The following is a 21,739-nucleotide window of genomic DNA, read 5'->3' as shown; positions in this document are numbered from 1 at the left end:
AACGGAAAAGTAGGGGAACGAATGAAGGGCTGCTTACAGAATTCTCGGCCATGAGCAACCGCCTCAACCTAGGAAATTCATGAAACTTGCAAGCATCAAGAACGACAGCCGCGACGGTGCCCTGGTCGTCGTGGACTGCGCGCTGGCGCATGCCGTGCGCGTGCCGGAGATCGCTCCCACGTTGCAGCAGGCGCTGGAGCGCTGGCGCGAGGTCGCGCCGCGGCTGGCCGAAGTGGCTCGGGCGCTGGAGGCTGGGCAACGTGCTGATGCCTTCGATTTCGACCCGGTGCAGGCCGCTAGCCCGCTGCCGCGCGCCTACCAGTTCCTGGACGGCTCGGTCTACCTGCACCACATGGAAAAGGCGCGCAAGGCACGCGGGGCCGACATGCCGCCCAACTACAAGACCGATCCGCTGATGTACCAGGGGCTGTCGGACCGCTTTGACGGTCCGCGCGATCCCATGCGTGTGCCCGATCCGGCCCTTGGCCTGGACTACGAAGCCGAGGTGGCGGTGGTGGTGGACGACGTGCCCATGGGCGTGAGCGAGGCGCAGGCGGCCTCGCACATCCAACTGGTGATGCTGCTCAACGACTACACCCTGCGCACCCTGACGCGCACCGAGCTGCCCAAGGGCTTCGGCTTTCTGCAGGCCAAGCCGACGAGCGCCTTCTCACCGGTGGCGGTGACGCCCGATGAACTGGGTAGTGCCTGGGACGGCGACAAGCTGAGCTTGCCGATCCTGTCTTTCGTCAACGGCCGTCCCATGGGCCGCGCCAACGCCGGGCGCGACATGTTCTTCAGCTATCCGCGCCTGATTGCGCACGCGGCGCGCACACGCTCCCTGGCGGCCGGCACGATCATCGGCGCTGGTGCCGTCTCCAACCAGGATGCAGAAACCGGCTACGCCTGCATCGCCGAGGCGCGCGCCGACGAGGAGCTGGCCACCGGCAAGGCCAACACACCTTGGCTGGGCTTTGGCGATGCGGTGCGTATCGAAATTCTGGATGGCCAAGGCCGCAGCATCTTCGGTGCGATCGACCAATGCATCGAACCCGCTTGATCCCGCAACGAGGTCGCCATGCTTGTCGAACAACGCACGTACACGCTGCATCCGGGTCAGATAAACGCGTATCTGAGCCTTTACGAAGCCGAGGCGCTTGCCATCCAGCGCCGCATCCTCGGCCGGATGGTGGGCTACTACCGCAGTGAGATCGGCGTCCTCAATCAGGTGGTGCACTTGTGGGCTTACACCGATCTCGTTGAGCGCGAACAGCGCCGCGCCGTGCTGCTGGCCGACGAGGGCTTCAAGGCCTACGTCCGCGAGATGCTTCCGATGCTGGTCAGCCAGGAATCGCGAATCCTCGCACCGGCTCCCTTCTTCACGCCGATCTGGCAGGAATGACCTGCTCACCGTTCCCCTTGTGCACCCTTCAGGAGATCACACCATGCTCTGCAAGAAGCTCCATCACGCGGCCTACCGCTGCAAGGACGCCGCTGAAACCGTCAGGTTCTACACTGAGGTGCTGGGCCTGAAGTTTTCGCATGCCATGGGCGAGGACCACGTACCCTCCACAGGTAAGTACAGCCCACACATCCACATCTTCTTCGAGATGGAGGACGGCAGCAACATCGCCTTCTTCGAGTGCCCGCGCGACGCGGGTGAGCCCTCAGGCCGCGACCTCGCGACGCCGTCATGGGTGCAGCACTTTGCATTCGAGGTGGACGGTACCGACACGGTGCTGGCGGCGAAGAAAGCCTTGGAGGCCAAAGGGCTGGAGGTCGTGGGCCCGACCAACCACGATGATTTCATCACGTCGATCTATTTCTTCGACCCTTCGGGTCACCGGCTGGAGCTGACCGCACGCACTTGCGATCCGTCGCGCTACCGCGTGTTCGAGAAAGAAGCGGCCCAGGTCCTGGCATTGTGGAACGAGACGCGCGACTGGTCGCAGCGCGCCAGGTTGTTTGGCGGGCAGAGCGGCTACGAACGGACGAACTGAATCCCATCCCATAGCACCCAGAGGCAGTCGCGCACCGGCGGGGCTGCATCCACTCGGAGCAGACATGAGCATGAACGTTTCACCACGGCCCCCCTTGCGGCGTCGGCAATTCAACCTGGGCGTGGGCCTAGCCATGGCAGCGCCCGCCACTTGGGCCAAGTCCGAGGACTACCCGCAAAAGCCCTTGCGCTGGGTCGTGGGCTTTCCCGCGGGTGGCGGCACCGATGTGCTTGCGCGTACCGTCGGCGCGCAGCTGTCGGCGCAGATGGGGCAGACCGTCTATGTCGAGAACAAGACCGGCGCGGGCGGCACGCTGGCGGCTGAGCACGTGGCGGCTTCGGCGTCGGACGGCCACACCCTGCTAACAGGCGACGTCGCGATCATGGTCTTCAATCGGGTGTTGTATCCGCAGGTGCGCTACGAACCGCTGCGCGACTTCGCGCCTGTGGGGCTGATGGCGCGCTTTCCCCTGGTGATCGCCACGCACCCAAACAGCGGCATCGGTGCGCTGGAGCAGTTCACGGCCGCGGCGCGGCGCGGACAAGCCAGCTACGCCTCCGCAGGGGTCGGCACACCGCACCACCTGGCGATGGAACTGCTGTTGTCCCGGGCCGGACTGAGCGCGGTGCACGTGCCCTACCGCGGCGATGCGCCTGCGCTGCAAGACCTGTTGGGCGGCATGGTGCCGGTGGCGGTGCTTGCGCCGTCACTGTCGCTGCCCTATGTGCGCAGCCAGAAGCTGCAGGCGCTGGCGGTCACGTCCGAGCGCCGGCTTCCGCAGTTGCCGGAGGTGCCCACGCTCGCAGAACTGGGACTGGTGAGCGAAGGTGTCTACGCCTGGCAGGGGCTGGTGGTGCCGAAGAAGACGCCAGCAGGCGCGTTGCAGCGCCTGTCGCGCGAACTGGGCGCCGCGTTGTCGCAGGCGCCGGTGCGCAGCAAGCTCGAAGAACTGGGCATGGAAGTAACGCCCAGCGACGGCCCCACACTGCAGGCTCATGTACACGCCGAACAGGCTCGTTGGGATCCGATGATCAGGTCACGTGGCATCAAGGCGGATTGAGATGAGAAAGGCGACGAGCAACGAGAACCAGGCCTTCGACGCGGATGTGCTGGTGGCCGGCTACGGTCCCAGCGGCGCGACGATGGCGGCCTTGCTGGCAAAGCGCGGCTGGCGCGTCGTGGTGGTCGAGCAGGCGGCGGCGATCTACGACAAGCCGCGCGCGATCACTGCCGACCAAGAGGTGCTGCGCATCTTCCAGGAGCTCGGCATCGCCGACGAAGTTGCAGCGCAGGCCATTCCCCATCCAGGCACCGACTACCTGGGCATGGACGGCCAGATCATCAAGCGCTTCTATCCGGCGCCGCCGCCAGACCCGCTGGGCTGGATGCCCAACTTCATGTTCCTGCAGCCCGAGCTGGAAGCCGCGCTGCGCCGAGCGGTGGAGCGTGTCGGCCAGGTTCGCACGCTGCTGGCGCACCGCGTGACGCATGTCGCGCAGGACGCTCAGGGTGTCGAGGCTCGCGTGCAGCGCTTGGCCGATGAGGCAGCCTTCACATTAAAGGCGCGCTATCTCGTTGCCGCTGATGGTGCGAGCAGCACCGTGCGCAAGCAGATGCAGCCGATAGTCGAGGACTTGGCTTTTGACGAGTGGTGGCTGATCGTCGATGCCTGGCTGCGCGGCCCGCTGGACCTGCCGTCGCGCGCGGTGCAGTACTGCCGGCCCTCGCGTCCCGGCACCTACATGGTGGGCCCCGGCGCGCTGCGGCGTTGGGAGATCAAGATGCTGCCGCAGGAGACGCCTCAGACCTTTCAGGACCACGATGCGGTCTGGCGCGTGCTGAGTGAGTTCGTGGACACGAACGGCCTCGAGCACTGCCGCACGGCGGTCTACCGCTTCCACGCGCTGGTGGTCGAGCAGTGGCGGCAGGGACGTGTGTTTCTGGCCGGCGATGCAGCGCACCAGATGCCGCCCTTCCTGGGGCAGGGCCTGTGTGCGGGTGTGCGCGATGCCTTCAACCTCGCCTGGAAGCTGGACGCGGTGATGCGCGGGCAAGCCGCCGACCACCTGCTGGACAGTTACACCGACGAACGCAAGCGCCATGTGCGCACGGTGGTCGAGCATGCCAAGACCTTCGGGTTGATCATCGGCGAGCTGAATCCCGAAGCGGCGCGTGAACGCGATGTGCGTATGGTGCAGGAACTTGCGTCAGGCCGTGCCGAGACGGTGCGCCAGCGCTTCATTCCCGGGCTGGAGGCCGGCCTGATCGCCCGCGACGCCGCGGGCGCGCCGGCGCCAGGCGCCGGGGCTCTATTCGTGCAGCCCTGGGTGCGCCAAGGCGGCGGCGCATGGCAGCGCCTTGACGACGTGCTGGGGTCGAGGTGGGCGATCCTCTTGCTGAACGGCGGGGGTGATGCGCAGGAGGGGCCGGCCTGGAGCGACGAACTCGATGCGCGTTGGCAGGCCCTGGATGGGTGCCGGTTGCGCATTGCCGCACCCGGTACGTGCGAGGAAGAGGGGCTGGCTGTCGTCGAGGAGCGCGATGGGCTACTAGCGGCCTGGCTCAATGGATGCGGCGCCGTGGCCGCCGTGGTGCGGCCGGACCGGTATGTCTACGGCGCGGCGCGTTCCGCGCTGGAACTGCGTTGCATGGTGCAGGCTTTGGTGGAGCAGGTCCGTGCCGGTCAAGGTGACACCCGGCTGGACCCGGCGAATGCTTAGGTCAGCCGCGCCGATACCGCTTAGCCGCGGCACCTGCTTCGGGCTGGGTGTTTTTTCCAGGCGGACCGGATGCTGCCTTTACGGCGCCCTTGCCGACGACCTCGGCGGTAGGCGCGCTCAACAAGTTCAGCATGGTGGCCGCATGTGCATCGGCGAAGGCCTTGTCCAGCGGCAGGTGGTCAATGAGCAGGCGGAAGTAGATGGGCGAATAAAGCATGTCCATGGCCGTTTCCGCGTCCAGGTCGGCCCGGAACTCACCCGTACGGCACGCCTGCTCGATGACTTCTCGCACCACGGCCTGCCGGCCGTAGAAGAAACGTTCTCGGAACTCCCGCAGCACCGTCGGGTCGCCCTGACCCTCGGCCAGAATTTGCGCCACCAGACGGCCCGAGCGGCCGCCATACTCTTCGATCAGGGAGTGCAAGTGCCGATTGAGTGCCTCATGTGCCGAGATTTTCTTGGGCATGGGCGTGTGCGCCACGTGGTACTGCATGAAGGCATCGATCACGACGGAAGCCTTCGACGTCCACCAGCGATAGATCGTCGCCTTGCCGACGCCCGCTTCGCGCGCAATCGCTTCGATCGACACCTGCTGAAGCGTGTTGCTTTCCAGCAGTTTCAAGGTGCTGCGCAGGATGGCGGTGCGGGATGTGTCGCTGCGGGTGCGTCCGGGCGAGCGCCGACGGTCTTCCGGCGGCTCCGCGGCGGCAACTGTGCGCGTGGCCTTCGCAGCTGCGACGGTGAGCTTGCGGGGCCTCGCTTCTCGCCCATCGCGGGAAGGGATTGTGGCTCTCGATGTCAATGGATCTCCCGGAAACAAGGCCTGAAGGTCGATGTTACCTTTCGCTGTTGGCGCTCTGCGGCCATCGCCCGGGATTCCCGCCCCTTGTTGGCGATCATGTCCGGTTTTTTGGCGGCACGGCTTCCTGCGGACCGGGGCCTGGGGGCGTTGCCCTGGCCCGCAGCAGCTTGCCTGCCAAGCCCATGAGGGTTTTGGAGCCCGTGAGAGCGAGCACCGCGTATTCGAGGGGGGCGGCCAACAGGCGCTTGGGGTCGCCGAGGCTGCCAGGCGCTTTGCTTTCAAGCCCCATCCGGGGGTTGACGGAGCAACGCACCGGCATGTTGAACATCAGGCGCCGGATGCAGAGGTTGTCGCGTTCGCAGCGCACGATGTCGGCCACGCGCCCCTGGACGACTTTGCGCGGGTACTCGGGGTCTGCGAGCAGCGGCCGTGCCAGCATGACAAGGTCGCCATGCCCCTGAGCGATCGCGCGGGCGGCCTGGACGGGGTCGTGCAGCCCTGGCAGCAGTAGTGGCACCGACACGGCCTGGCGAAAGGCGGCCGCGTCGCCATCCTCGATGATCGTTCCGTCGCGCACCGACAGGCCGACGTTCATGGTTTCGTAGCAGCCCTGTGAGAGCGCGACATAGTCCAGGCCCGCGGCCTCGACTTCGCGCGCAATGGCCGCATAGCCTTCGGACGACTGGCCGCCCTCGACCTGATCGCTGGAGACGAGGCGCAGGCCGATGACGAAACGCGGTCCGGCGCGTTCACGGATCGCCCGCACCATGTTGGCGAGCATGCGGGCGCGATTGGGCACCGAGCCGCCGTAGGCGTCAGCACGCCAATTGGTGCGAGGCGCCAGGAACGAGGCCAGGAAATAGCTCATGTGCGCCGGCAGTTCGACGCCGTCCCAGCCGGCCCGCTGCATGCGCAGCGAGGACTCGATGGTCTCGCGCTCATAGGCCTGGATTTCGGCCACGCTGGCCTCCTGGGGCATGGGCGTCGTGCGGCCACCCGGCACGTGCAGGCCGCGCGGAAAGCGGGACTCAGGAATGACTACGTTCAGTGGGCTGGCCGAGATCAACGGTCGATCGGCGGTGGGCACGCCCATGCGGCCGAAGGCCGTCGAAACCTCGGCGATGAGCGGCACGCCCAGAGCGTGCATGGCGTCGCCCAGTCGGCGCAGCCCAGGCAGGAACTCGTCCCTGTCCATGCGCAGGATGGGCCTGAACGGCGCTTCGTCCCAGCCGCGCTGGGTTCCGATGGCGCCTCCGACGATGATCATGCCCACGCCGCCGCGCGCCCGGGCCTCGAAGAAGGCCAGGGTCTGGTCCGTGACGCGGCCCTCGCGGTCCGGCGCCGTCACCGCCATCGGGCCCATCACCATGCGATTGGCCAGCATCAGGTGATTCAGCTTCAGTGGCTGCAGAAGAGGCGCCACGGCCAGCCCGCCGTCTGCAGCCGCCGGGGTCGCCTCAGAACCCGACATTCCCGGAGCCCTTGAGATCCAGAAGCTGGCGCGCCTCGTCGGGCGTGGCGATCTCCAGGCCCAGCTCGGTCAGGATGCGCCGAGCCTTGGCCACCTGCTGTGCGTTGGACTCGGCGAGCTCGCCGCGACCGATGTAGAGACTGTCTTCCAGGCCCACGCGTACGTTGCCGCCCAGAATGGCCGACATTGTGGCCAGGGGCATCTGGTTCTTGCCGGCCGCCAGTAGGGACCAGTGGTAATCGCTGCCGAACAGGCGGTCGGCGGTGCGCTTCTGGTGCAGCACGTCTTCCGGGTGTGCGCCCTGTGCGCCGCGCAGGCCGAAGACGCTCTGCACGAACAGAGGCGGCTTGACCAGCCCGCGCTCCAGGAAATGGGCCAGCGTGTACAGGTGGCTGGTGTCGTAGCACTCGAATTCGAAGCGCGTGCCGCCGGTGCGGCCCACGTTCTCCAGAATCCACTCGATGTCTTCGTAGGTGTTGCGAAAGATCATGCCCCGGGTTGATTCGAGGAAGGGCTTCTCCCAGTCGAATTTCCAGTCGCGGTCGCGCCCAGCCATCTCCGACAGTACCAGGTTGATCGAGCCCATGTTGAGCGAGCACATCTCGGGCTTGAGGTCGCGACCCGCGGCGGCCCGCTCGGCGATCGGCATCGAAGGCCCGCCGCCGCCGGTCGAGATGTTGATCACGGCGTTGGTGGCGGCCTTGATCTCGCCAACGAACTGCCGGAACACCTCGGGGCTGCCGGTGGGCTTGCCAGTGGCGGGATCGCGCGCATGCAAGTGGATGATGGCCGCACCCGCCTCGACGGCGGCGATGGACTGCGCGGCGATCTCCTGAGGGGTGATGGGGAGGTGCTCCGACATCGAGGGCGTATGCGCGCCGCCAGTGACGGCGCAAGTGATGATGACCTTGCTCATGGTTTGTCTCTCTTTTTGGCGTGGGGGCTCGGGCGCTCAGGGCTTGTGCTTGCCTTCGAGCGCGAGGTCGATCAGCACGAAGGCCATACGGCAGGGCTTGTCGGAGCGGTTGGACCAGCTGTGGTTGGTGGCGCGCTGCACCAGCACGTCGCCGGGGCGCATCAGTCGCTCCTCTTTGTCGAGCATGGCGTAGATCTCGCCCTCCAGGCAGATCGCGTAGTCCAGCGTCTGCGTCTTGTGGAACCAGAAATGGCGAGACGGATCGGCCGGGCCGCTGGCATGCACGCCGTTGTCATCGATGAAGCGCGCCAGCCGGGCGTGGTCGTACTGTGCGTCGGGCGGAAAGTCGGCAATCCGGAAAACCGTGCCGCGCGGGGAATGGAAGCCGAACGGATGGCCAGCAGGCGCCGGGTCCGCGCCGGCGGCGATGGCTTCACCGGTGGCCCAGGGCACTTGCGCGCTGGGCACTCCAGGCTCGGTCACCTGGTTCGGCGTGGGACCATCGAAGGCGAAGTAGGAGCGGCCTTCGGCGTCTTCGCCGGTGACGAAGCGGCGCACGGCACGAAACGGGTTTTGAGCGTCGGGATGAGCGGTGGACATGTGCTGGATGAGGTGATTTGTAAAACGATACGAAGCGTTTCATGAAGTGGGGCGTGAGTCAATGTCGCTACCTGTCAGTAAGGTAGGTGATTTCCCTGGAGGCTAACTGTCCTGTTGACATTGGTCGTCACGTCTCGTTAACATTAATTCGAGACGATGAGTATCGATAATAGATCGGCATTTGAAGAAAACCAGCCCTATCGGGCATTAGGAGACAGACATGGAAAGACGTACCGCTCTGCAGGCCTTGGCTGCTGCTGGCCTGGCCTCGATGGGAGCTGCGCGCGCCAGCGAGGCGCAGCCGCTGAACCTGCTGGTGGGCTTTGCCGCGGGCTCCGTGCCCGACCTGGTTGCGCGTGTGATCAGCCGTCCGCTGACGCAGGCGCTGGGTCGCACCACCATCGTCGAGAACAAGGGGGGCGCAGGAGGCCAGTTGGCGCTGGCCGCGCTCAAGCAGCATTCCGCCGTGGCCCAACAGCTCGCCATCACGCCTGTGGCTGCGTTGTCGCTGTATCCACTGACCTATGCCCGGCTGCCTTACGACCCTGAGCGCGACTTCGTGCCGGTTTGCAGTATCTGCGTGATCGACTTCGCGTTGGTGGTGGCCGCCGACCATCCGGCGCAGACGCTGCAGGAGTTCGTGGCTTGGTGCAAGCGCAACCCTGGCAAGGCCAGCATCGGCAATCCGGGCAGTGGCAGCTCGCCGCACTTTGTGGCTACGCTGTTCGGCACGGTCGCTGGTATCCAGGTGGAGCACGTCCCCTACCGTGCGCCTCCGCAGATCGCACAGGAGGTCATTGGCGGCACGCTGAGCGCCGGCATGGCGTCAGTGCCGCTGTTCTCCGAGCTGATCAAAAGCGGCCGCTTGCGTGTGCTCGCCACTTCCGGCGCTCAACGCAATCCCTTCTATCCGCACATTCCGACCTTTTCCGAAGTGGGCTACCCGGGCGTCGTGGGCCAGGAGTGGTTCGCGCTGTACGCCCCTGCGGGCGCTTCTCCCGATCTTGTCGCCGCCCTGGGCAGGGCGGTGTTGCAAGCGGTCGGGCGGGACGACGTCAAGGCCGCCCTCACGCCGCTGGGCTTGTCGCTGGATGTGCGCGACGCCGTGTGGCTGGCCGAGCGCCGGCGGGAGGAGTCGGCCCAATGGCGCGCAGTGGTGCAGCGCACCGGCTTCAAGGCTCAGTGACGGCGCCTCCGTCGCGTCCTGTTTCGTGTTTCCTGTTTCCCAACCGATGTGCCAATTGCACAGAAAGGATCTGTTCCATGAAGTTCGGTCGTATTTCCAGAGAAAGCCCTGACGGTCCGGTGGCCCGGCTAGTCGTGGTTGAGCCCGAGAAGGGCCGCGTCATCGATCTGGCGCGCGCCGCCGCGCTGCATGCAAAAGCCAGCTTTCATGCCACCGACGCGGGCGCCATACGGTTGGCGCAGGCACGCTTTCCAGGCAGTCTGACGCAGGCGCTGGGCGCCGGTGCCAACCTGGCCGAGGCGGCCGCTGTCGTCATCGGGGGGCGGTTCGGTGACGACGCCTCGCTGCCCATTGCAGATGTCAGCTGGCTTGCCGCATCCGACCCGACGGTGCTGCGTGACGGTCTCGCTTTCACCGGCCACATCAAAGGATGGCACGAGCGCATGAAGCGGCAAGTACCCGACGCGATTCTTCAGATTCCGGGCTTCGCGAAGAATTCGCCCGTGATGGTGATCGGCAACGGCGCCACGGTGCCCTGGCCAGGCTACATCCAGCACATGGACTACGAGCTGGAACTGGGCTATGTCATTGGCCGCCAGGGTTCCAACCTTCGCCCGGAAGAGGCGACGCCGTACATCTTCGGCATCACGCTCTACAACGATTTCAGCGGCCGCGACCTGCAACACAATGAACTCGCCATCGGCATGGGTGCGACCAAGAGCAAGGACTTCGCGCATGCCATCGGCCCGTGGGTCACGACATTGGATGAGTTCGCCGACTTGGACGCCATTCCCATGGAGGTGCGCGTGAACGGCGAGACCTGGGCGCGCGGCAACAGCGGCAACAAGTTGTGGACGCCGGCAGAGTTGATCGCCTACGTGTCGCTGGGCGAGCGCATCGAGCCAGGCGACGTGATCGGCTCCGGCACCATGGGCGGTGGCTCGGCTCTGGAACTCAATCGCCAATTGCAGCCCGGTGATGTGGTCGAACTCGAGGCCGGCGGGATCGGCGTGCTGCGCACGACCATGGGTCAAAAGCAGGAAGGTCTGTGGTGGCCGACTCCACGCCAGCCCTTCATGTGAGTGCTGCGGACCCGGGTGGGCCGCAAGCAGGCGTGCGGGACAATCCCACGCGCGCGCAGATCGCCGCCAGGGTTGCGCAAGCGGCCGCAGGCCACAGCTGCAGCCCGGACGCACGTGCGCGACGATCAGCCTGACCGTCAACATGATGGCGGCAGCTCAGGCGGGGCGCATCTTCGCCACTGCGAGCGTCGAGCGTCGAACGCCTGGGCCGCAACGTGGCGTTCGCACGGGCCGCTCTGTTCGACCCGAAGGTGCAGCGCTTGCTGGCATCGACGAATTCTTCACGGTCCCTGTTTGAAAAGCAGGCGCATCGGTAGCCGTCAAGAACAAGCTCTGTGCCCAAGGGGCATGCGATTGCGTCCTGCGCGCCACACCATGTGCCAGCCCGTACTGATGTGCGGGCGGCTGTAGGCCGTGTCTTCTTGCCGTCTTCACTCTGTCCGTATGCGACGGCCTCGCCGAGAGCGAGGCCTCAGCTTGATATGGGCAATGCGGACGAACCGCTGGAGATCCCTGATAAATTTTTACTTCGCAGCAAACGGCCCCTGGTCTTGCTGAGCCAGGTAAGCACGGCGTGTGCATCGGCCTGGAGCAATCCCACTCACGCGCGCGATCTCGCCAAGGAAGAGACAAGCCGCCGGTTGGTCCGGAGCTTCTATGACGCCTGCCAACCATGGCCTTCCTGAGTCCAGGAAGGCTATGGTTGGCAGGTCTGCGCCTCCAAGATATTCAGAGGCATTGAAGCACGCCGGAGTCATTGAACTTTGCAGCCGAGAAGAAGGCGCGCAGGCCGTGGCCGAAAAGCTGGGCGTATGCAGGTCGACGCTGTACATATATGGACTCCCGGTTTGAAACAAGCCGCCAGGCGGCGCAGGTATGGCTCATACCTGGGGGAGATCATTCCAGCGCCAGACAACCTTCTGAACCGAGACTTCCGGGCTGGCGCGCCCAACGAGAAGTGGCTCACTGACATCACGGAGTTCCAGATCCCGGCCGGCAAGGTGTACCTGTCTCCCATGATCGACTGCTTCGACTGCTTCGACTGCTTCGACTGCTTCGACTGCTTCGACGGCATCGTCGTCAGCTGGTCGCTCGGTACGCGCCCGGACGCTGAACTCGTCAACACGATGCTGGACGCGGCCATCGAGACGGTGGTCGATACCGAAGACCGGCCCGTCGTTCACTCCGATCGTGGCGCCCACTATCGCTGGCCAGGCTGGCTCTCGCGCATCGCCGATGCGAAGCTGATTCGCTCGATGTGGCGCAAGGGATACTCGCCTGATAACGCGGCGTGCGAAGGCTTCTTCGGTCGGTTGAAAACCGAGCTGTTCTATCCTCGCAATTGGCAGTCCACAACCATCGAGCAGTTCATACAGGCAGTGGACTCCTATATCCGCTGGTACAACGAACAGCGGATCAAGATCTCACTGGGCTCTCTCAGTCCCATCGAATACCGAGAGAGTCTTGGACTTACGGCGTAAAACCAGTCCAAGTTTTTATCCGTACCCCCAAAGGCTACCCCCTCATTCTCGCGCTCCAGGCCCTGCGCGCGCACCTGGGGTGCGTGCTCGGCGCGTGGCGCGCGCTGCAGCACAGCGCCTCTGCGGTGGCCTGTGCAGACCGTCCTCGGGCAACAACTCCGACTTTGTCCTTGGTGCCTTCGTCCCTTAGCTGTTGAACTCCCACTGAGGCCCCGTATTCAATGGACTGCCCGATGGAGCGCAGGGGGCAACTGCCGACGGGGAAGTGCATTGTGGACCGGGGTGCCAAGCGTCGGACCGCGGGCTGCGGCAGAGGATGGAGTCACTCGGCCTTTAGCCGTGATGACATTGTTGGCCGGGTCAGGCGGGCAGACCGCGGGACGGCCCCAGCCGTTTACCAGCGGGGGGGGCGTCTTTGTGAATGGGCGTTGCACAAGCGCCCGCCCTGACTCCGGGCTTCATGGTTGGCATCAATCGAGAAAGCCCCCTGTGCGCGCTCATGTGCCGCTTCTGGTGGACGTCGTACTGGAAAGGACAACACCCTCGGCCAGGGGGAAACTGATCCGCTGTTGCGGTCGTTCGGCTGTGCGGCCCAGTCAGCCAGCAATCCCGTGTTGCGGCGACCGGTCGAAGCCGCCATTTCATTGCCTCGCGTCGCCTCGCTCTTTCGGTAGCCTCGGCCTTCTGCTGGGTGTTGCTGGGGAGCGCCTCCTGTGGTGCCTTGCACAACTCGCGAATCCATTTGCACAGCACGCTCAAATTCTTGGCCGGGCAAGCCGTAGTCAAGCCGCGCACGGTGCCCGGCTTGACCGCCTCAAGCCTGAATTCTCGGCTGAATGTCCTTCTTCTCTCCACGAGCTTCCATCGGTTTCATCTCCTGCTTTGACAAAAGGTGTCTTTGAAACCGGCGGCAGCCCCGGTCGGCGTCACCCTGCGCACCGTTTGCTCCATCGGCAACCGGGTAGCCGTGCCAGCGTGAAAGAGTAGACGCTTCGACGGTTTGATCACTAAATGATTGTCAAAATCTGTCAAATATTGTGACTGCTTGTCAAGGGTATAGGATATTTAAAGAATTCTCAGAGGTTGCGGAGGCTTCGAGGGTTTTTTGAAGGCGAAAGTATTTGCGAAATGATGCGGTTTCCGATTTGGATTTTTAAGTATCCTGAAAATTCTGTTGTTGGGGGCGTTGTGTGCGTAATTTTATCGCCTTGAGATCTGAATTTGACGCTGCTTTTTAATGATGAATGGGTTGGGTTAATTCCCATATCATTATTTGATGGATTTGCGAGACTCACATGATTCATCCGAATGAATCTTATCCTGTTGCTTTGATTTGCTACGACAAAAATAAGGCGAAGATAATCTCGGAAAAATTGAGGTGGATCGGGCGAAGCCCAATCTTGCTTTCCGATGGAGTTCAATTCCTCAGGGAATTTGGTCGCGGAAAGAATTTTGGGCTTATGGTTCTCTTGTTGGACGGTGGGAGTGAGTGGGCGCACTTGGTTGCACTGGCGAAGTCGATGCGTGTTCCCGCACTTTTGCTTGTCACGGACGCGCATAGCTCTATGCCAATCGATGAGCTTGTGGAGATGTGCGGGCAGGATGTGCTGAATTCTCCAATTGATCTTGCATTTTTCCCTGCCAATGAGCTGGAGCTGGATTGGCGTATACGAATATTGTTGCAAAGGGCTGAAAATCCTGCGCCTTTGGTTGATCAAATGGGTCTGAAATTTGGTGAGTATCGATTCTTTGGTATTAATCAGGTTTTTTTGCCCACGAAGAAAGAGGTTTTTCTCAAGCCAAGGGAGTTTGAGTTGGCACTTCTTTTCTTTAAAAATTGCGGAAAAACGCTGACTCGGGAGTGGATTGATTCCTCGCTGTGGGGTGGGGTGCTGGGTGTCAAGACTAGAGCAATCGATGTGTGTGTTAGCAATATTCGGCGCAAACTCAGTCTGGAGCCGAGGAATGGGTTTGTTTTACAGCCGGCTTATAAAAGGGGTTATCACTTGAGTAGAGTTCTGCCGCTTGCGCCGGTAGATGATTTTTCGTCTGTCTATAAAGTTCTGGGGGCGGGCAATGAAATTGAAGAGGCCCCTCAAAATGGCATTGAGTGAGCTTCGCCAAGATCAGAGACGTTGCCCCGGCCGGTCGATTAGCCAGTCTGTCGTTCGGCGGCAGTTTCACGCTCGACGACCTCACGACGGCGTCGGGCGTGGCGCTGGAGCTGAAGAAGGAAGTGCGCAACACCACGCAAAGCGGCACCTTCGGCGTCAACAACCAGGCCAAGTCGGGCGAGACGCTCGAGTACCGCATCACCTACACGAACAACGGGGACGCGCCGTTCTGCAGCATGGTCGTGAACGACATGACGCCGGGCTACACGACCTTCGTGAGTGCGACCACCGGCACCACGCCGGCGTCGCTCACGGGCTGCGTCAAGACCACACCGGCGAACGCGCCGCCCGCGGGCGCGGTGGCCCGCACCACCGCCCAGCCCGCTGGGGGCACGGGCGCGATCGACTGGCGCTTCACGGGCACGGTCGAGCCGGGCGGCACGGGCTTTGTGCTGTTTCCGGTGATGGTGGATTGACCGGGGCGAGCCGTGGAAACAGCCTGTCAAGAAGTGGCACGCGACCCTAAGCCTGGACGACAGAGGCAGCGAGGCCGCGGGCCGCTATCCATCCGGCGCGGCAGTCTTGTTGGACAACCCTTTCGACCTGAATGGCCTGTTCTGCATCAGCGCCAATTTATTCCACCGCGCACGTGCAGGGAGATCGGGGGAGCGTGCGCGCATGATGACGTCCTACAGCGGAAACTCGGTCGTGCGCGAGACCTTCCGCAGCGGAATCTCCGTCTCGACGATCTTGACGCAGCGGATCTTGGTCAGATGGTGAGCCTGGAAGCGCTGATAGTCATCCAGATCAGCAGCGACCACCCGCAGCAAGAAATCATAGCTGCCCGCCATCAGGTGGCACTCCAGCACTTCACGCATGCTCTTGATTTCCGACGCGAAGTTCTCGATTGCGTCGTAGTCCTTCGTGTCCAGCGTCACCCGCACAAATATCGTCATCTTCAGGCCAATCGCTGCCTGGTTCAAAAGCGCCACGTAGCGCTCGATGACACCGGCCTCTTCAAGCAGCTTAACGCGCCGCAGGCAGGGCGACGGCGACAGGCCCACGAGTTTGGCCAGGTCCGTATTGGGAATGCTGGCATCGCGCTGCAGCGCCTGCAGGATTCGTCGATCGATCGCATCCAAAGTTTTCATTGGTATCTAGTGCTTTATTTGAAGAAAAGCTTGGCGCTCGATGTCAAGTTGGCTGGTGGGCATGGACAAATTCGCTACCAAATGCCTCTCTCAGAGGCGGAAAATTTTAAACGAGCCCCGCACTGAAACCAACCCGCTCTCAGAACACCATGACCACGCTCGCCGCCGACAGATACCGCTTGGCTTCTCGTATGAAAACCTTGGAGCCGTCTCCCTTCCTCGCGGTGCTGCAAGCAGCACGCAAGGTGGAGGCGCAGGGACGCAACGTGATCTACCTGTCCATGGGTGAGCCTGACTTCGCAACGCCGGAGCACGTGAAGCAGGCCGGTATTCAGGCCATCCAGCGCGGCGAAACGCGCTACGCCGCCATGGATGGAACCGTGCAGCTCAAGGACGCGATTTGCCGCAAGCTGCTGCGCGACAACCGGTTGACCTACCAAAGAAACCAGATCACCGTCACAGCCGGCGGCACACAGGCGATCTTCAACACCATGCTGGCCACCGTAGGCCCTGGAGACGAGGTGATCCTGCCCGCGCCGTTCTTTCAGCCATACGTGTCTGCCATTCTTCTCTGCGGCGCAACGCCCGTTGTCCTTCCGACGCGCGAGGAGGAGGGTTTCGTACCGCGTGCCAAGCGCATTGCTGAGGTCATCACCGAGAAGACCCGATGGCTGATCCTGAACTCACCTTCCAATCCGGCCGGTGCCGTGATCGATCGCACTGAACTGGCGGACATTGCTGCGCTGCTGCGGCAGCGTCTCAACGTGCTGGTGTTCTCCGACGATATCTACGAGTCCATCTACTACGGGGACGACCCTCTCAGCAACATCGTCAACGTGGCCCCCGACCTGGCGGATCGCACGTTGATTCTCAACGGCATCTCTAAGGCTTACGCGATGACTGGTTGGCGCATCGGCTACCTCGCCGGGCCGGAGCCGCTCGTCGCCGCCGTGTCCCAGGTCACCGCGACATCGACGTTCACGGCCTCAACGATTGCGCAAGCCGCAGCGGTCGAAGCGCTGGACGGCACTCAGGAATCGCTGGTGACACAGAACGCCGCCTACCGCAACCGTAGGGATCTGCTGGTCCGAAAGGTTAATCAGATCCCTGGACTGCACTGCAGAGCGCCGGACGGAGCGTTCTACCTGTTCATCAACTGTTCGCATTTCGTGGGCAGGTGCACGCTTGAGGGCGCACTGATCGACGACGACCTCGCATTCGTGCTGCATCTGCTGAACCACTCGGGCCTTGCCAGCGTGCAGGGTTCGGCCTTCGGGATGCCGGGATTCATCCGCATTGCGTATGCAGCGTCGGAAGAGACCTTGAACGATGCGGCCGACCGACTTGCGGCCGCGTGCGCTGCACTGCGCTGATTTGGCCCCATGTCGGCAGGCGCGACGCGGGCTCACGCCTCACATCCACGGCGAGCGAATGAGTGATTGAAATGAAAAACGAACAGAAACAGAACGCGCGACCCGCGGTCGCCGCCATGCTGGACGTGCTGGCGGACGAGGGGGTCTCCATGATCTTCGGTAATCCGGGATCGACCGAAATGCCACTGATGGAGGCTTTGGTGGAGCGCACCGACATCGAGTACGTGCTGGCCCTGCAGGAGGCATCGGCCGTGGGCATGGCCGATGGCTACGCCCAGGCCACCGGCCGGGCGGCATTCGTCAACCTGCACACGGCCGGTGGGCTGGGCAATGCGATGGGTGCGCTGGTGAACGCAAAAAACACCAATACCCCGATGGTCGTGACTGCGGGCCAGCAAGACGCGCGGCATGTGTTCACTGATCCCTGGCTGAGCGGCGATCTCACCGCGCTGGCAGCACCGGTCAGCAAATGGTCCTATGAGGTTCGCAGCGCAAGAGAGATTGCGCCCGCATTGCGCCGAGCTTTCGCGATCGCGAATGCTCACCCCCGAGGCCCCGTTTTCTTGTCACTGCCCATGGACCTGCTCGACGAGACAGTAAGCGAAAACATCCCGAAGCGCAGTGCCGAGCCCTTGCCGGCGCCTGCAGACACCTCCGGGTTCCTCGCCTGGTACCAGGCACAGCAGCCGAAGCCTCGCATCGCGCTGCTGCTGTCCGATGCAGTGGTACAGACCAATGCCGTGCGCGAGGCTGTGGCCGCAGCGGAGGCGCTCAACGCCGAGGTGTACGGGACACCTCTGGCTGGAGGAAATCTCTTTCCAACAACCCATCCCTTGTGGAAAGGCGTGCTGCCGCCGAGCTTCGCTGGCATCCGAGCCAAGCTCGCAGGCTATGACGTCGCGCTGATGGTAGGCGATCACGCGCTGCTCGCTTATCCCTACAGCGAGGGCGCTCCAATTCCGAGCTCGGTCAGATTCATGCAGATCTCCGCAGTCGCCGAGAAGCTCGGGCACGACGCTCCGGCGGAGATTGCCATGCACGGCGACCCTCGCCTGACCTTGGCAGAGATCGCTCGAGCGCTCGGCGCAGGCACGGCGCGCGACCGTCTGCAAGATGACGGAAACAACGTCCAGCGGCTCAAGCGGCAGTGCGTGCCGGTTGGGCCGTTGCACCCCAGGATCGCTGTAGACGCCGTCCTGGCCGCACGGCCGGCCGGCATGCCGATCGTCAACGAGGCTCCGTGTACGTTCGGCGCCGTCCGCGAACTGTGGATGACCACAGAAGACGATCGCTACTACTTTGTTCGCGGCGGCGCGCTGGGATTCGGCATGCCGGCAGCGGTCGGCGTCTCGCTCGCGCGTGCACGGCAGCGCGTGCTGTGCCTCATGGGCGACGGCGCGACCATGTACTCGCCGCAGGGCCTGTGGTCGGCAGCCCACTACCGCACACCGGTCAAGTACATCGTGTTCAACAACAAGAAGTACGACATCCTGATGCGGGTGGCCAAGGAATTGGGCGGCTTCCATGCCGCCGCTGATCGCTTTGTGGGCATGACCATCGACGAGCCGGCCGTCGACTTCGATGCACTGGCGCGCACTGCACGACTGCCGTACACGCGCTTGAGTACCGTGGCCGATATCCTGGACGAACTGCCGGCAATCCTCGACAACGACGACCCCTGGGTGGTCGAGGTCGACGTAACCGGTCTCTGACGCCGACCTCGTGGGAAGGATGCACGGCGGGCGCATCCTCGCCGAGCGGCCCTCCGTCCGGAACCGCGGAACGACGCCCGGATGTTTGTGGTCGCGGGAATGGCCGTATTCAGAACTGGCCGCTCGGCCATTCGGCCTCCTCCGATTGGCAGGTACAGCCCCCAGGCAAGTGATCGCGCTCGACGACGTGTCAAGTGCAAGACTTTTTCGGAAACCTGGCGGTTCACCACGTCTTTGCACACAAGCCCACCAGCCTCTTTCGGGCCGCTCGATCTTCCGTCCTGCGGCAAGACGTACACGGGGCTAGGAACCTGAAATGACAAGTCTCCCTGCGATGACGTGCAGAGCGCGGTGTTTCGCTGAGGGGGCAAGAGGCAGCAAATTTTTTTGAATCTGCGGGGGCGCAGTTCGCCGGTCTGCACTCACTCGAGAAGTTCGAGTTGCGTATCGGCACTGCAGTCAACCGCACACAACCTTCGCCCATAGCTATGATCACCTACAAGTCTCAGATTCACCACCGGTCTCTCGGTTTCGGGGGCAAGCCGCGGGGGGCATTTCTGACTGATTCAGACAGTGACGCCATCGCCTTAATCCGGCTCATGCACCAGGAAGGCAACGAACTCTTTGTGGCGCGCAGCAGCCCTGAGCTTCTGAAACTGGTACTCAGAGAGAACTTCGACTTCTTGATACTGGATTGGGATCTCCCCGATTCAACGGGTCTGAGAGTCCTTGGAGAAATCCGAATCCAACATCCCGCGACGCTACCAATCCTGATCCTGGCCGCGCAATCCGAAGAGATGGAGATCGTCCAGGCGCTGGAGTTGGGGGCCAACGACTACATGGTCAAGCCTTGGCGTCCTCATGAACTGATGGCCCGAATCAGGGTGATCACTCGTCCTGTATTGGCCGGACTGGCGAGCCCTGTTGAGAAATTGCATGGGTTTGAACTCAACAAGATTGATCTGACCTTCACGCGAGGAGCGCATCGAGTCAAGTTGACGATGAAGGAGTTCTTGATCGCAAGAACGCTGCTGAAGTATCTCGGTCTTCCTGTCTCTCGCGACTACCTGTTCAAGTCCATCTGGCATGACGAAGCTCCAATGGGAAGAACCATCGATACGCACATCTACCGCGTTCGCCAAAAATTAGGCCTGAATGCCAGTCACGGATTCCGTCTCAAAGCGCTACATGGGAGCGGCTACCAGCTCGACCTCCTCACGAAATCGTCTGGCTCTGAATGAACTCTTGTGCCCGCGGCTCGAAGCTGGCGCGCTTCCCGTGCTGAGGTGCACTTCTTTGGAACGCATGGAGAACTGTTCCTCGAAGACGCATATCGCCCAGCACGGCGAGCGTCCGGCTGCTCCAACTGAGGAGTGCTTCCCCGTGATCCCCTCGTTCTGGCGTTCAAGGCCTTGAGTGCTGTGCTGTGACGGGCTCGCAGGCAATCCCGCCCTTGTCGCCCGAGGTGTTCGTCATGAATGCATCCTTTTGCGCCGTCGATATAAGCGGCTGGCTGCGATCGAGCTGTAGCCGCTTAGCGAGGCTGCCAGCGATGCGGCAGCAGGTCGTCGATGCGGTTCGCTGGGTGAGGCGGCAGTCACTCGAGGGCGTCTGCGAGGTACGCGTGCGGATCGTGCCCGTTGAGTTTGGCCGACTGCAGCAAGCTCATCACGATCGCGGCACGTTGGCCCGCGAGTTGGCTGCTCGCGAACAGCCATGCTCGGCGTCCCATGGCTCAGGGATGGATCTAGCCTTCGAGGTGGTTGTTGTTCAGCGGCACCCGGCCATTACCCAGGTGATGCGTCGACGCCGTCCAGTGCTTGGGGCTGTAGTCGATGGCCTTGGCCACTGCGCTGCCATCGGGCACCTGCTCCCGCTCGCCCTTGAGCCACGAGTGCAGCTTCGCCCATAGCGGCATGGTGGGCTCCTGGCGCTGGACCAGGCGCTCGTCGCTGGTCATAGCGGCGAGCTCGTGCTCGATACGGTAGATGTCGGCGTAGCGTAGCAGGTGCCATGCTGCTGGCCTTGGCCTTCACGAACTCGTCGAACTTCCTCCTCGCGTGGGCTGTGCACCTCGCGGCGATGCGCCCCGGGTGCTCCTTGGCGTCCAGCACGCTATCGTAGGCGCCGAACTCGTCTTGCGTCAGCGTGCCTTGCCACCCGCGCTCGCCTTCGCGCGGTGGCCCGAGGAGCTTGATGGGGCACTGCATCGCGGCCCGCGCAGAACTCGTACACGACGCCCGGCGTCGCATCGAACGCATTGCGCTCGTCGGCCTTCTTGGTCTTGCCTGCGCCAGGGTCCGGCACCGCCACCGGCGTCTCGTCGGTGTGCAGCACGCCGGATTTGCGGGCAGACAACATGCGCTCTGGACCAGTGTGGGTAACGGACGGCCGGGGCAGAGGCCGTAGATCGTGGCGGATGAGAGCATGAATCGATTTTTCCCCGCCAACGCCTAACCCCGAGCGACGGAATCAAGATGAGTTCGCGGGGGACTCGCCGCTCATCGGCGTCAAGATGATTTTGGTCTGACGCATACGGAGCAAAGCCGCCTGCGCTTGCTTCTCGTCTGGATACATGACCATGAACTTCAGCCTTGCTTGGTCATCGATGGCGCCTTGTGTCTGAATCTCAAACGAACAAGATTTGGCGTCCAACAGGTCAATACTTGCCCTGCCAACGTGAAAAATTAAGCAAGCCATCAATCAACTTGCATGCCACTTGTCAACTTCTGTCAAAAGTACTTAGTGCCTGACAAGTGATCGCCAAAATTCGCTCCCCGTAAAGCCCGCACCGAAGACTTTGGATGCTCGTGCATAACTGTGAAGCGAGCGGGTGGTTTCAGTAGTCCGGTCGAAGGTATGAAGGCCAGATTCGCGTGTTGCCGAGATCGATGTGTCGACCGGACTGAGCGCTGCGACAAGCAGCATCGGCGGCCTGTCGACTGGCATGAGCACGACGAACAGCCGCGTCACGAGCCTGTCGACCTCCACGTCGATCGGCATCGGAAGTCTGTCGACTGTATCGACTGGAATAACTGAGCGTGGGAAAGATGTTGGGGAGTTTTTCTTGATGTCCAATTTTTTGGACAAATCTTCTGAGACTTTCATCTGAATTATCTGGACGATATTAA

The 21,739-nt window shown here is 62.9% G+C and carries 20 protein-coding genes and 2 pseudogenes; 14 read left to right on the top strand and 8 right to left on the bottom strand.

Annotated elements, in window-relative coordinates; translation table 11 throughout:
• Window positions 1–79 precede the first annotated feature (79 nt).
• The 5 genes from ACAM52_RS30060 (at window position 80) to ACAM52_RS30040 (ending at window position 4,720) form a co-directional block, all read left to right on the top strand.
• A complete protein-coding gene (locus tag ACAM52_RS30060) occupies window positions 80–1,060 on the top strand; it encodes a fumarylacetoacetate hydrolase family protein (RefSeq protein ID WP_369630345.1) in 981 nt (326 codons plus the stop codon).
• 18 nt (window positions 1,061–1,078) lie between these two features.
• Window positions 1,079–1,402, top strand: a complete 324-nt coding sequence (locus ACAM52_RS30055) for an NIPSNAP family protein (RefSeq protein ID WP_139701279.1) — start codon at window positions 1,079–1,081, stop codon at window positions 1,400–1,402.
• Window positions 1,403–1,445: 43 nt separating this feature from the next.
• The gene (locus tag ACAM52_RS30050) at window positions 1,446–2,000 is read left to right on the top strand and encodes a VOC family protein (protein WP_369630343.1); all 555 of its coding nucleotides are present in this window, start codon (window positions 1,446–1,448) and stop codon (window positions 1,998–2,000) included.
• A gap of 64 nt (window positions 2,001–2,064) precedes the next feature.
• A complete protein-coding gene (locus tag ACAM52_RS30045) occupies window positions 2,065–3,060 on the top strand; it encodes a Bug family tripartite tricarboxylate transporter substrate binding protein (RefSeq protein ID WP_369645376.1) in 996 nt (331 codons plus the stop codon).
• Between the two features lies 1 nt (window position 3,061).
• On the top strand, window positions 3,062–4,720 hold the full coding sequence (locus ACAM52_RS30040; protein ID WP_369645375.1) for a bifunctional 3-(3-hydroxy-phenyl)propionate/3-hydroxycinnamic acid hydroxylase: 1,659 nt from the start codon (window positions 3,062–3,064) through the stop codon (window positions 4,718–4,720).
• A gap of 1 nt (window position 4,721) precedes the next feature.
• On the opposite strand, the gene ACAM52_RS30035 is transcribed toward ACAM52_RS30040, so the two are convergent.
• From ACAM52_RS30035 to ACAM52_RS30020, 4 genes are all read right to left on the bottom strand, one after another.
• The gene (locus ACAM52_RS30035) at window positions 4,722–5,342 is read right to left on the bottom strand and encodes a TetR/AcrR family transcriptional regulator (RefSeq protein ID WP_369645374.1); all 621 of its coding nucleotides are present in this window, start codon (window positions 5,340–5,342) and stop codon (window positions 4,722–4,724) included.
• 274 nt (window positions 5,343–5,616) lie between these two features.
• Window positions 5,617–6,906, bottom strand: coding sequence for an NADH:flavin oxidoreductase (locus ACAM52_RS30030; RefSeq protein ID WP_369645373.1), 1,290 nt, complete (start codon window positions 6,904–6,906; stop codon window positions 5,617–5,619).
• A 73-nt stretch (window positions 6,907–6,979) separates the two neighbouring features.
• Complete coding sequence (locus tag ACAM52_RS30025) at window positions 6,980–7,909, bottom strand: 3-keto-5-aminohexanoate cleavage protein (protein ID WP_369630338.1); 930 nt, start codon at window positions 7,907–7,909, stop codon at window positions 6,980–6,982.
• A gap of 36 nt (window positions 7,910–7,945) precedes the next feature.
• Window positions 7,946–8,509, bottom strand: a complete 564-nt coding sequence (locus tag ACAM52_RS30020) for a cupin domain-containing protein (RefSeq protein WP_139701286.1) — start codon at window positions 8,507–8,509, stop codon at window positions 7,946–7,948.
• 220 nt (window positions 8,510–8,729) lie between these two features.
• Between ACAM52_RS30020 and ACAM52_RS30015 the strand changes: the two genes are divergently transcribed.
• From ACAM52_RS30015 to ACAM52_RS29990, 6 genes and pseudogenes are all read left to right on the top strand, one after another.
• A complete protein-coding gene (locus tag ACAM52_RS30015) occupies window positions 8,730–9,695 on the top strand; it encodes a Bug family tripartite tricarboxylate transporter substrate binding protein (RefSeq protein WP_369630337.1) in 966 nt (321 codons plus the stop codon).
• A 77-nt stretch (window positions 9,696–9,772) separates the two neighbouring features.
• On the top strand, window positions 9,773–10,777 hold the full coding sequence (locus tag ACAM52_RS30010) for a fumarylacetoacetate hydrolase family protein (RefSeq protein ID WP_139701288.1): 1,005 nt from the start codon (window positions 9,773–9,775) through the stop codon (window positions 10,775–10,777).
• A gap of 863 nt (window positions 10,778–11,640) precedes the next feature.
• A pseudogene (locus ACAM52_RS30005) lies at window positions 11,641–12,258 on the top strand (IS3 family transposase); the annotation flags it as partial.
• Between the two features lie 1,295 nt (window positions 12,259–13,553).
• On the top strand, window positions 13,554–14,372 hold the full coding sequence (locus ACAM52_RS30000) for a DNA-binding response regulator (protein WP_369630336.1): 819 nt from the start codon (window positions 13,554–13,556) through the stop codon (window positions 14,370–14,372).
• A complete protein-coding gene (locus ACAM52_RS29995; RefSeq protein WP_369645372.1) occupies window positions 14,369–14,848 on the top strand; it encodes a hypothetical protein in 480 nt (159 codons plus the stop codon). Before ACAM52_RS30000 ends, ACAM52_RS29995 begins: the two co-directional genes overlap by 4 nt.
• Window positions 14,844–15,152, top strand: a complete 309-nt coding sequence (locus ACAM52_RS29990; RefSeq protein ID WP_369632818.1) for a ShlB/FhaC/HecB family hemolysin secretion/activation protein — start codon at window positions 14,844–14,846, stop codon at window positions 15,150–15,152. The genes ACAM52_RS29995 and ACAM52_RS29990 overlap by 5 nt, the downstream gene beginning before the upstream one ends.
• On the opposite strand, the gene ACAM52_RS29985 is transcribed toward ACAM52_RS29990, so the two are convergent.
• Window positions 15,062–15,523 (bottom strand): Lrp/AsnC family transcriptional regulator, encoded by a 462-nt coding sequence (locus ACAM52_RS29985; protein ID WP_369630334.1) that lies wholly within the window; start codon window positions 15,521–15,523, stop codon window positions 15,062–15,064. The genes ACAM52_RS29990 and ACAM52_RS29985 overlap by 91 nt on opposite strands.
• Window positions 15,524–15,672: 149 nt before the next feature.
• On the opposite strand from ACAM52_RS29985, the gene ACAM52_RS29980 reads away from it, so the two are divergent.
• The 3 genes from ACAM52_RS29980 (at window position 15,673) to ACAM52_RS29970 (ending at window position 19,849) form a co-directional block, all read left to right on the top strand.
• Window positions 15,673–16,896 (top strand): pyridoxal phosphate-dependent aminotransferase, encoded by a 1,224-nt coding sequence (locus ACAM52_RS29980; protein ID WP_369645371.1) that lies wholly within the window; start codon window positions 15,673–15,675, stop codon window positions 16,894–16,896.
• A 71-nt stretch (window positions 16,897–16,967) separates the two neighbouring features.
• Window positions 16,968–18,608 (top strand): thiamine pyrophosphate-binding protein, encoded by a 1,641-nt coding sequence (locus ACAM52_RS29975; RefSeq protein ID WP_369630332.1) that lies wholly within the window; start codon window positions 16,968–16,970, stop codon window positions 18,606–18,608.
• A gap of 488 nt (window positions 18,609–19,096) precedes the next feature.
• Window positions 19,097–19,849 carry a response regulator transcription factor gene (locus ACAM52_RS29970; protein ID WP_369630331.1) on the top strand — a complete coding sequence of 251 codons (753 nt, stop codon included), beginning with the start codon at window positions 19,097–19,099 and terminating at the stop codon, window positions 19,847–19,849.
• A 356-nt stretch (window positions 19,850–20,205) separates the two neighbouring features.
• On the opposite strand, the gene ACAM52_RS29965 is transcribed toward ACAM52_RS29970, so the two are convergent.
• The 3 genes and pseudogenes from ACAM52_RS29965 to ACAM52_RS29955 form a co-directional block, all read right to left on the bottom strand.
• Window positions 20,206–20,340 (bottom strand): transposase domain-containing protein, encoded by a 135-nt coding sequence (locus ACAM52_RS29965; protein WP_369630330.1) that lies wholly within the window; start codon window positions 20,338–20,340, stop codon window positions 20,206–20,208.
• 15 nt (window positions 20,341–20,355) lie between these two features.
• A pseudogene (locus ACAM52_RS29960) lies at window positions 20,356–20,818 on the bottom strand (transposase).
• A 532-nt stretch (window positions 20,819–21,350) separates the two neighbouring features.
• The gene (locus ACAM52_RS29955) at window positions 21,351–21,611 is read right to left on the bottom strand and encodes a hypothetical protein (RefSeq protein ID WP_369632952.1); all 261 of its coding nucleotides are present in this window, start codon (window positions 21,609–21,611) and stop codon (window positions 21,351–21,353) included.
• Window positions 21,612–21,739 lie beyond the last annotated feature (128 nt).

Origin of the sequence: Variovorax sp. V118 (genome assembly GCF_041154445.1) — a bacterium.
Classification (GTDB): domain Bacteria; phylum Pseudomonadota; class Gammaproteobacteria; order Burkholderiales; family Burkholderiaceae_C; genus Variovorax; species Variovorax boronicumulans.
This window is presented reverse-complemented; position numbering and strand designations above follow the sequence as displayed.

What these genes read in the sequence shown, in the direction of transcription:
- ACAM52_RS30055 (WP_139701279.1), top strand. Translation starts at nt 1,079, where the DNA reads ATGCTTGTCGAACAACGCACGTACACGCTGCATCCGGGTCAGATAAAC.
- ACAM52_RS29975 (WP_369630332.1), top strand. Translation starts at nt 16,968, where the DNA reads ATGAAAAACGAACAGAAACAGAACGCGCGACCCGCGGTCGCCGCCATG.
- ACAM52_RS30015 (WP_369630337.1), top strand. Translation starts at nt 8,730, where the DNA reads ATGGAAAGACGTACCGCTCTGCAGGCCTTGGCTGCTGCTGGCCTGGCC.
- ACAM52_RS30025 (WP_369630338.1), bottom strand. Translation starts at nt 7,909, where the DNA reads ATGAGCAAGGTCATCATCACTTGCGCCGTCACTGGCGGCGCGCATACG.
- ACAM52_RS30050 (WP_369630343.1), top strand. Translation starts at nt 1,446, where the DNA reads ATGCTCTGCAAGAAGCTCCATCACGCGGCCTACCGCTGCAAGGACGCC.
- ACAM52_RS29965 (WP_369630330.1), bottom strand. Translation starts at nt 20,340, where the DNA reads ATGGGACGCCGAGCATGGCTGTTCGCGAGCAGCCAACTCGCGGGCCAA.
- ACAM52_RS30030 (WP_369645373.1), bottom strand. Translation starts at nt 6,906, where the DNA reads ATGCTGGCCAATCGCATGGTGATGGGCCCGATGGCGGTGACGGCGCCG.
- ACAM52_RS30000 (WP_369630336.1), top strand. Translation starts at nt 13,554, where the DNA reads ATGATTCATCCGAATGAATCTTATCCTGTTGCTTTGATTTGCTACGAC.
- ACAM52_RS30045 (WP_369645376.1), top strand. Translation starts at nt 2,065, where the DNA reads ATGAGCATGAACGTTTCACCACGGCCCCCCTTGCGGCGTCGGCAATTC.
- ACAM52_RS30010 (WP_139701288.1), top strand. Translation starts at nt 9,773, where the DNA reads ATGAAGTTCGGTCGTATTTCCAGAGAAAGCCCTGACGGTCCGGTGGCC.
- ACAM52_RS29985 (WP_369630334.1), bottom strand. Translation starts at nt 15,523, where the DNA reads ATGAAAACTTTGGATGCGATCGATCGACGAATCCTGCAGGCGCTGCAG.
- ACAM52_RS29970 (WP_369630331.1), top strand. Translation starts at nt 19,097, where the DNA reads ATGATCACCTACAAGTCTCAGATTCACCACCGGTCTCTCGGTTTCGGG.
- ACAM52_RS30020 (WP_139701286.1), bottom strand. Translation starts at nt 8,509, where the DNA reads ATGTCCACCGCTCATCCCGACGCTCAAAACCCGTTTCGTGCCGTGCGC.
- ACAM52_RS29955 (WP_369632952.1), bottom strand. Translation starts at nt 21,611, where the DNA reads ATGCCGATCGACGTGGAGGTCGACAGGCTCGTGACGCGGCTGTTCGTC.
- ACAM52_RS30060 (WP_369630345.1), top strand. Translation starts at nt 80, where the DNA reads ATGAAACTTGCAAGCATCAAGAACGACAGCCGCGACGGTGCCCTGGTC.
- ACAM52_RS29980 (WP_369645371.1), top strand. Translation starts at nt 15,673, where the DNA reads ATGACCACGCTCGCCGCCGACAGATACCGCTTGGCTTCTCGTATGAAA.
- ACAM52_RS30040 (WP_369645375.1), top strand. Translation starts at nt 3,062, where the DNA reads ATGAGAAAGGCGACGAGCAACGAGAACCAGGCCTTCGACGCGGATGTG.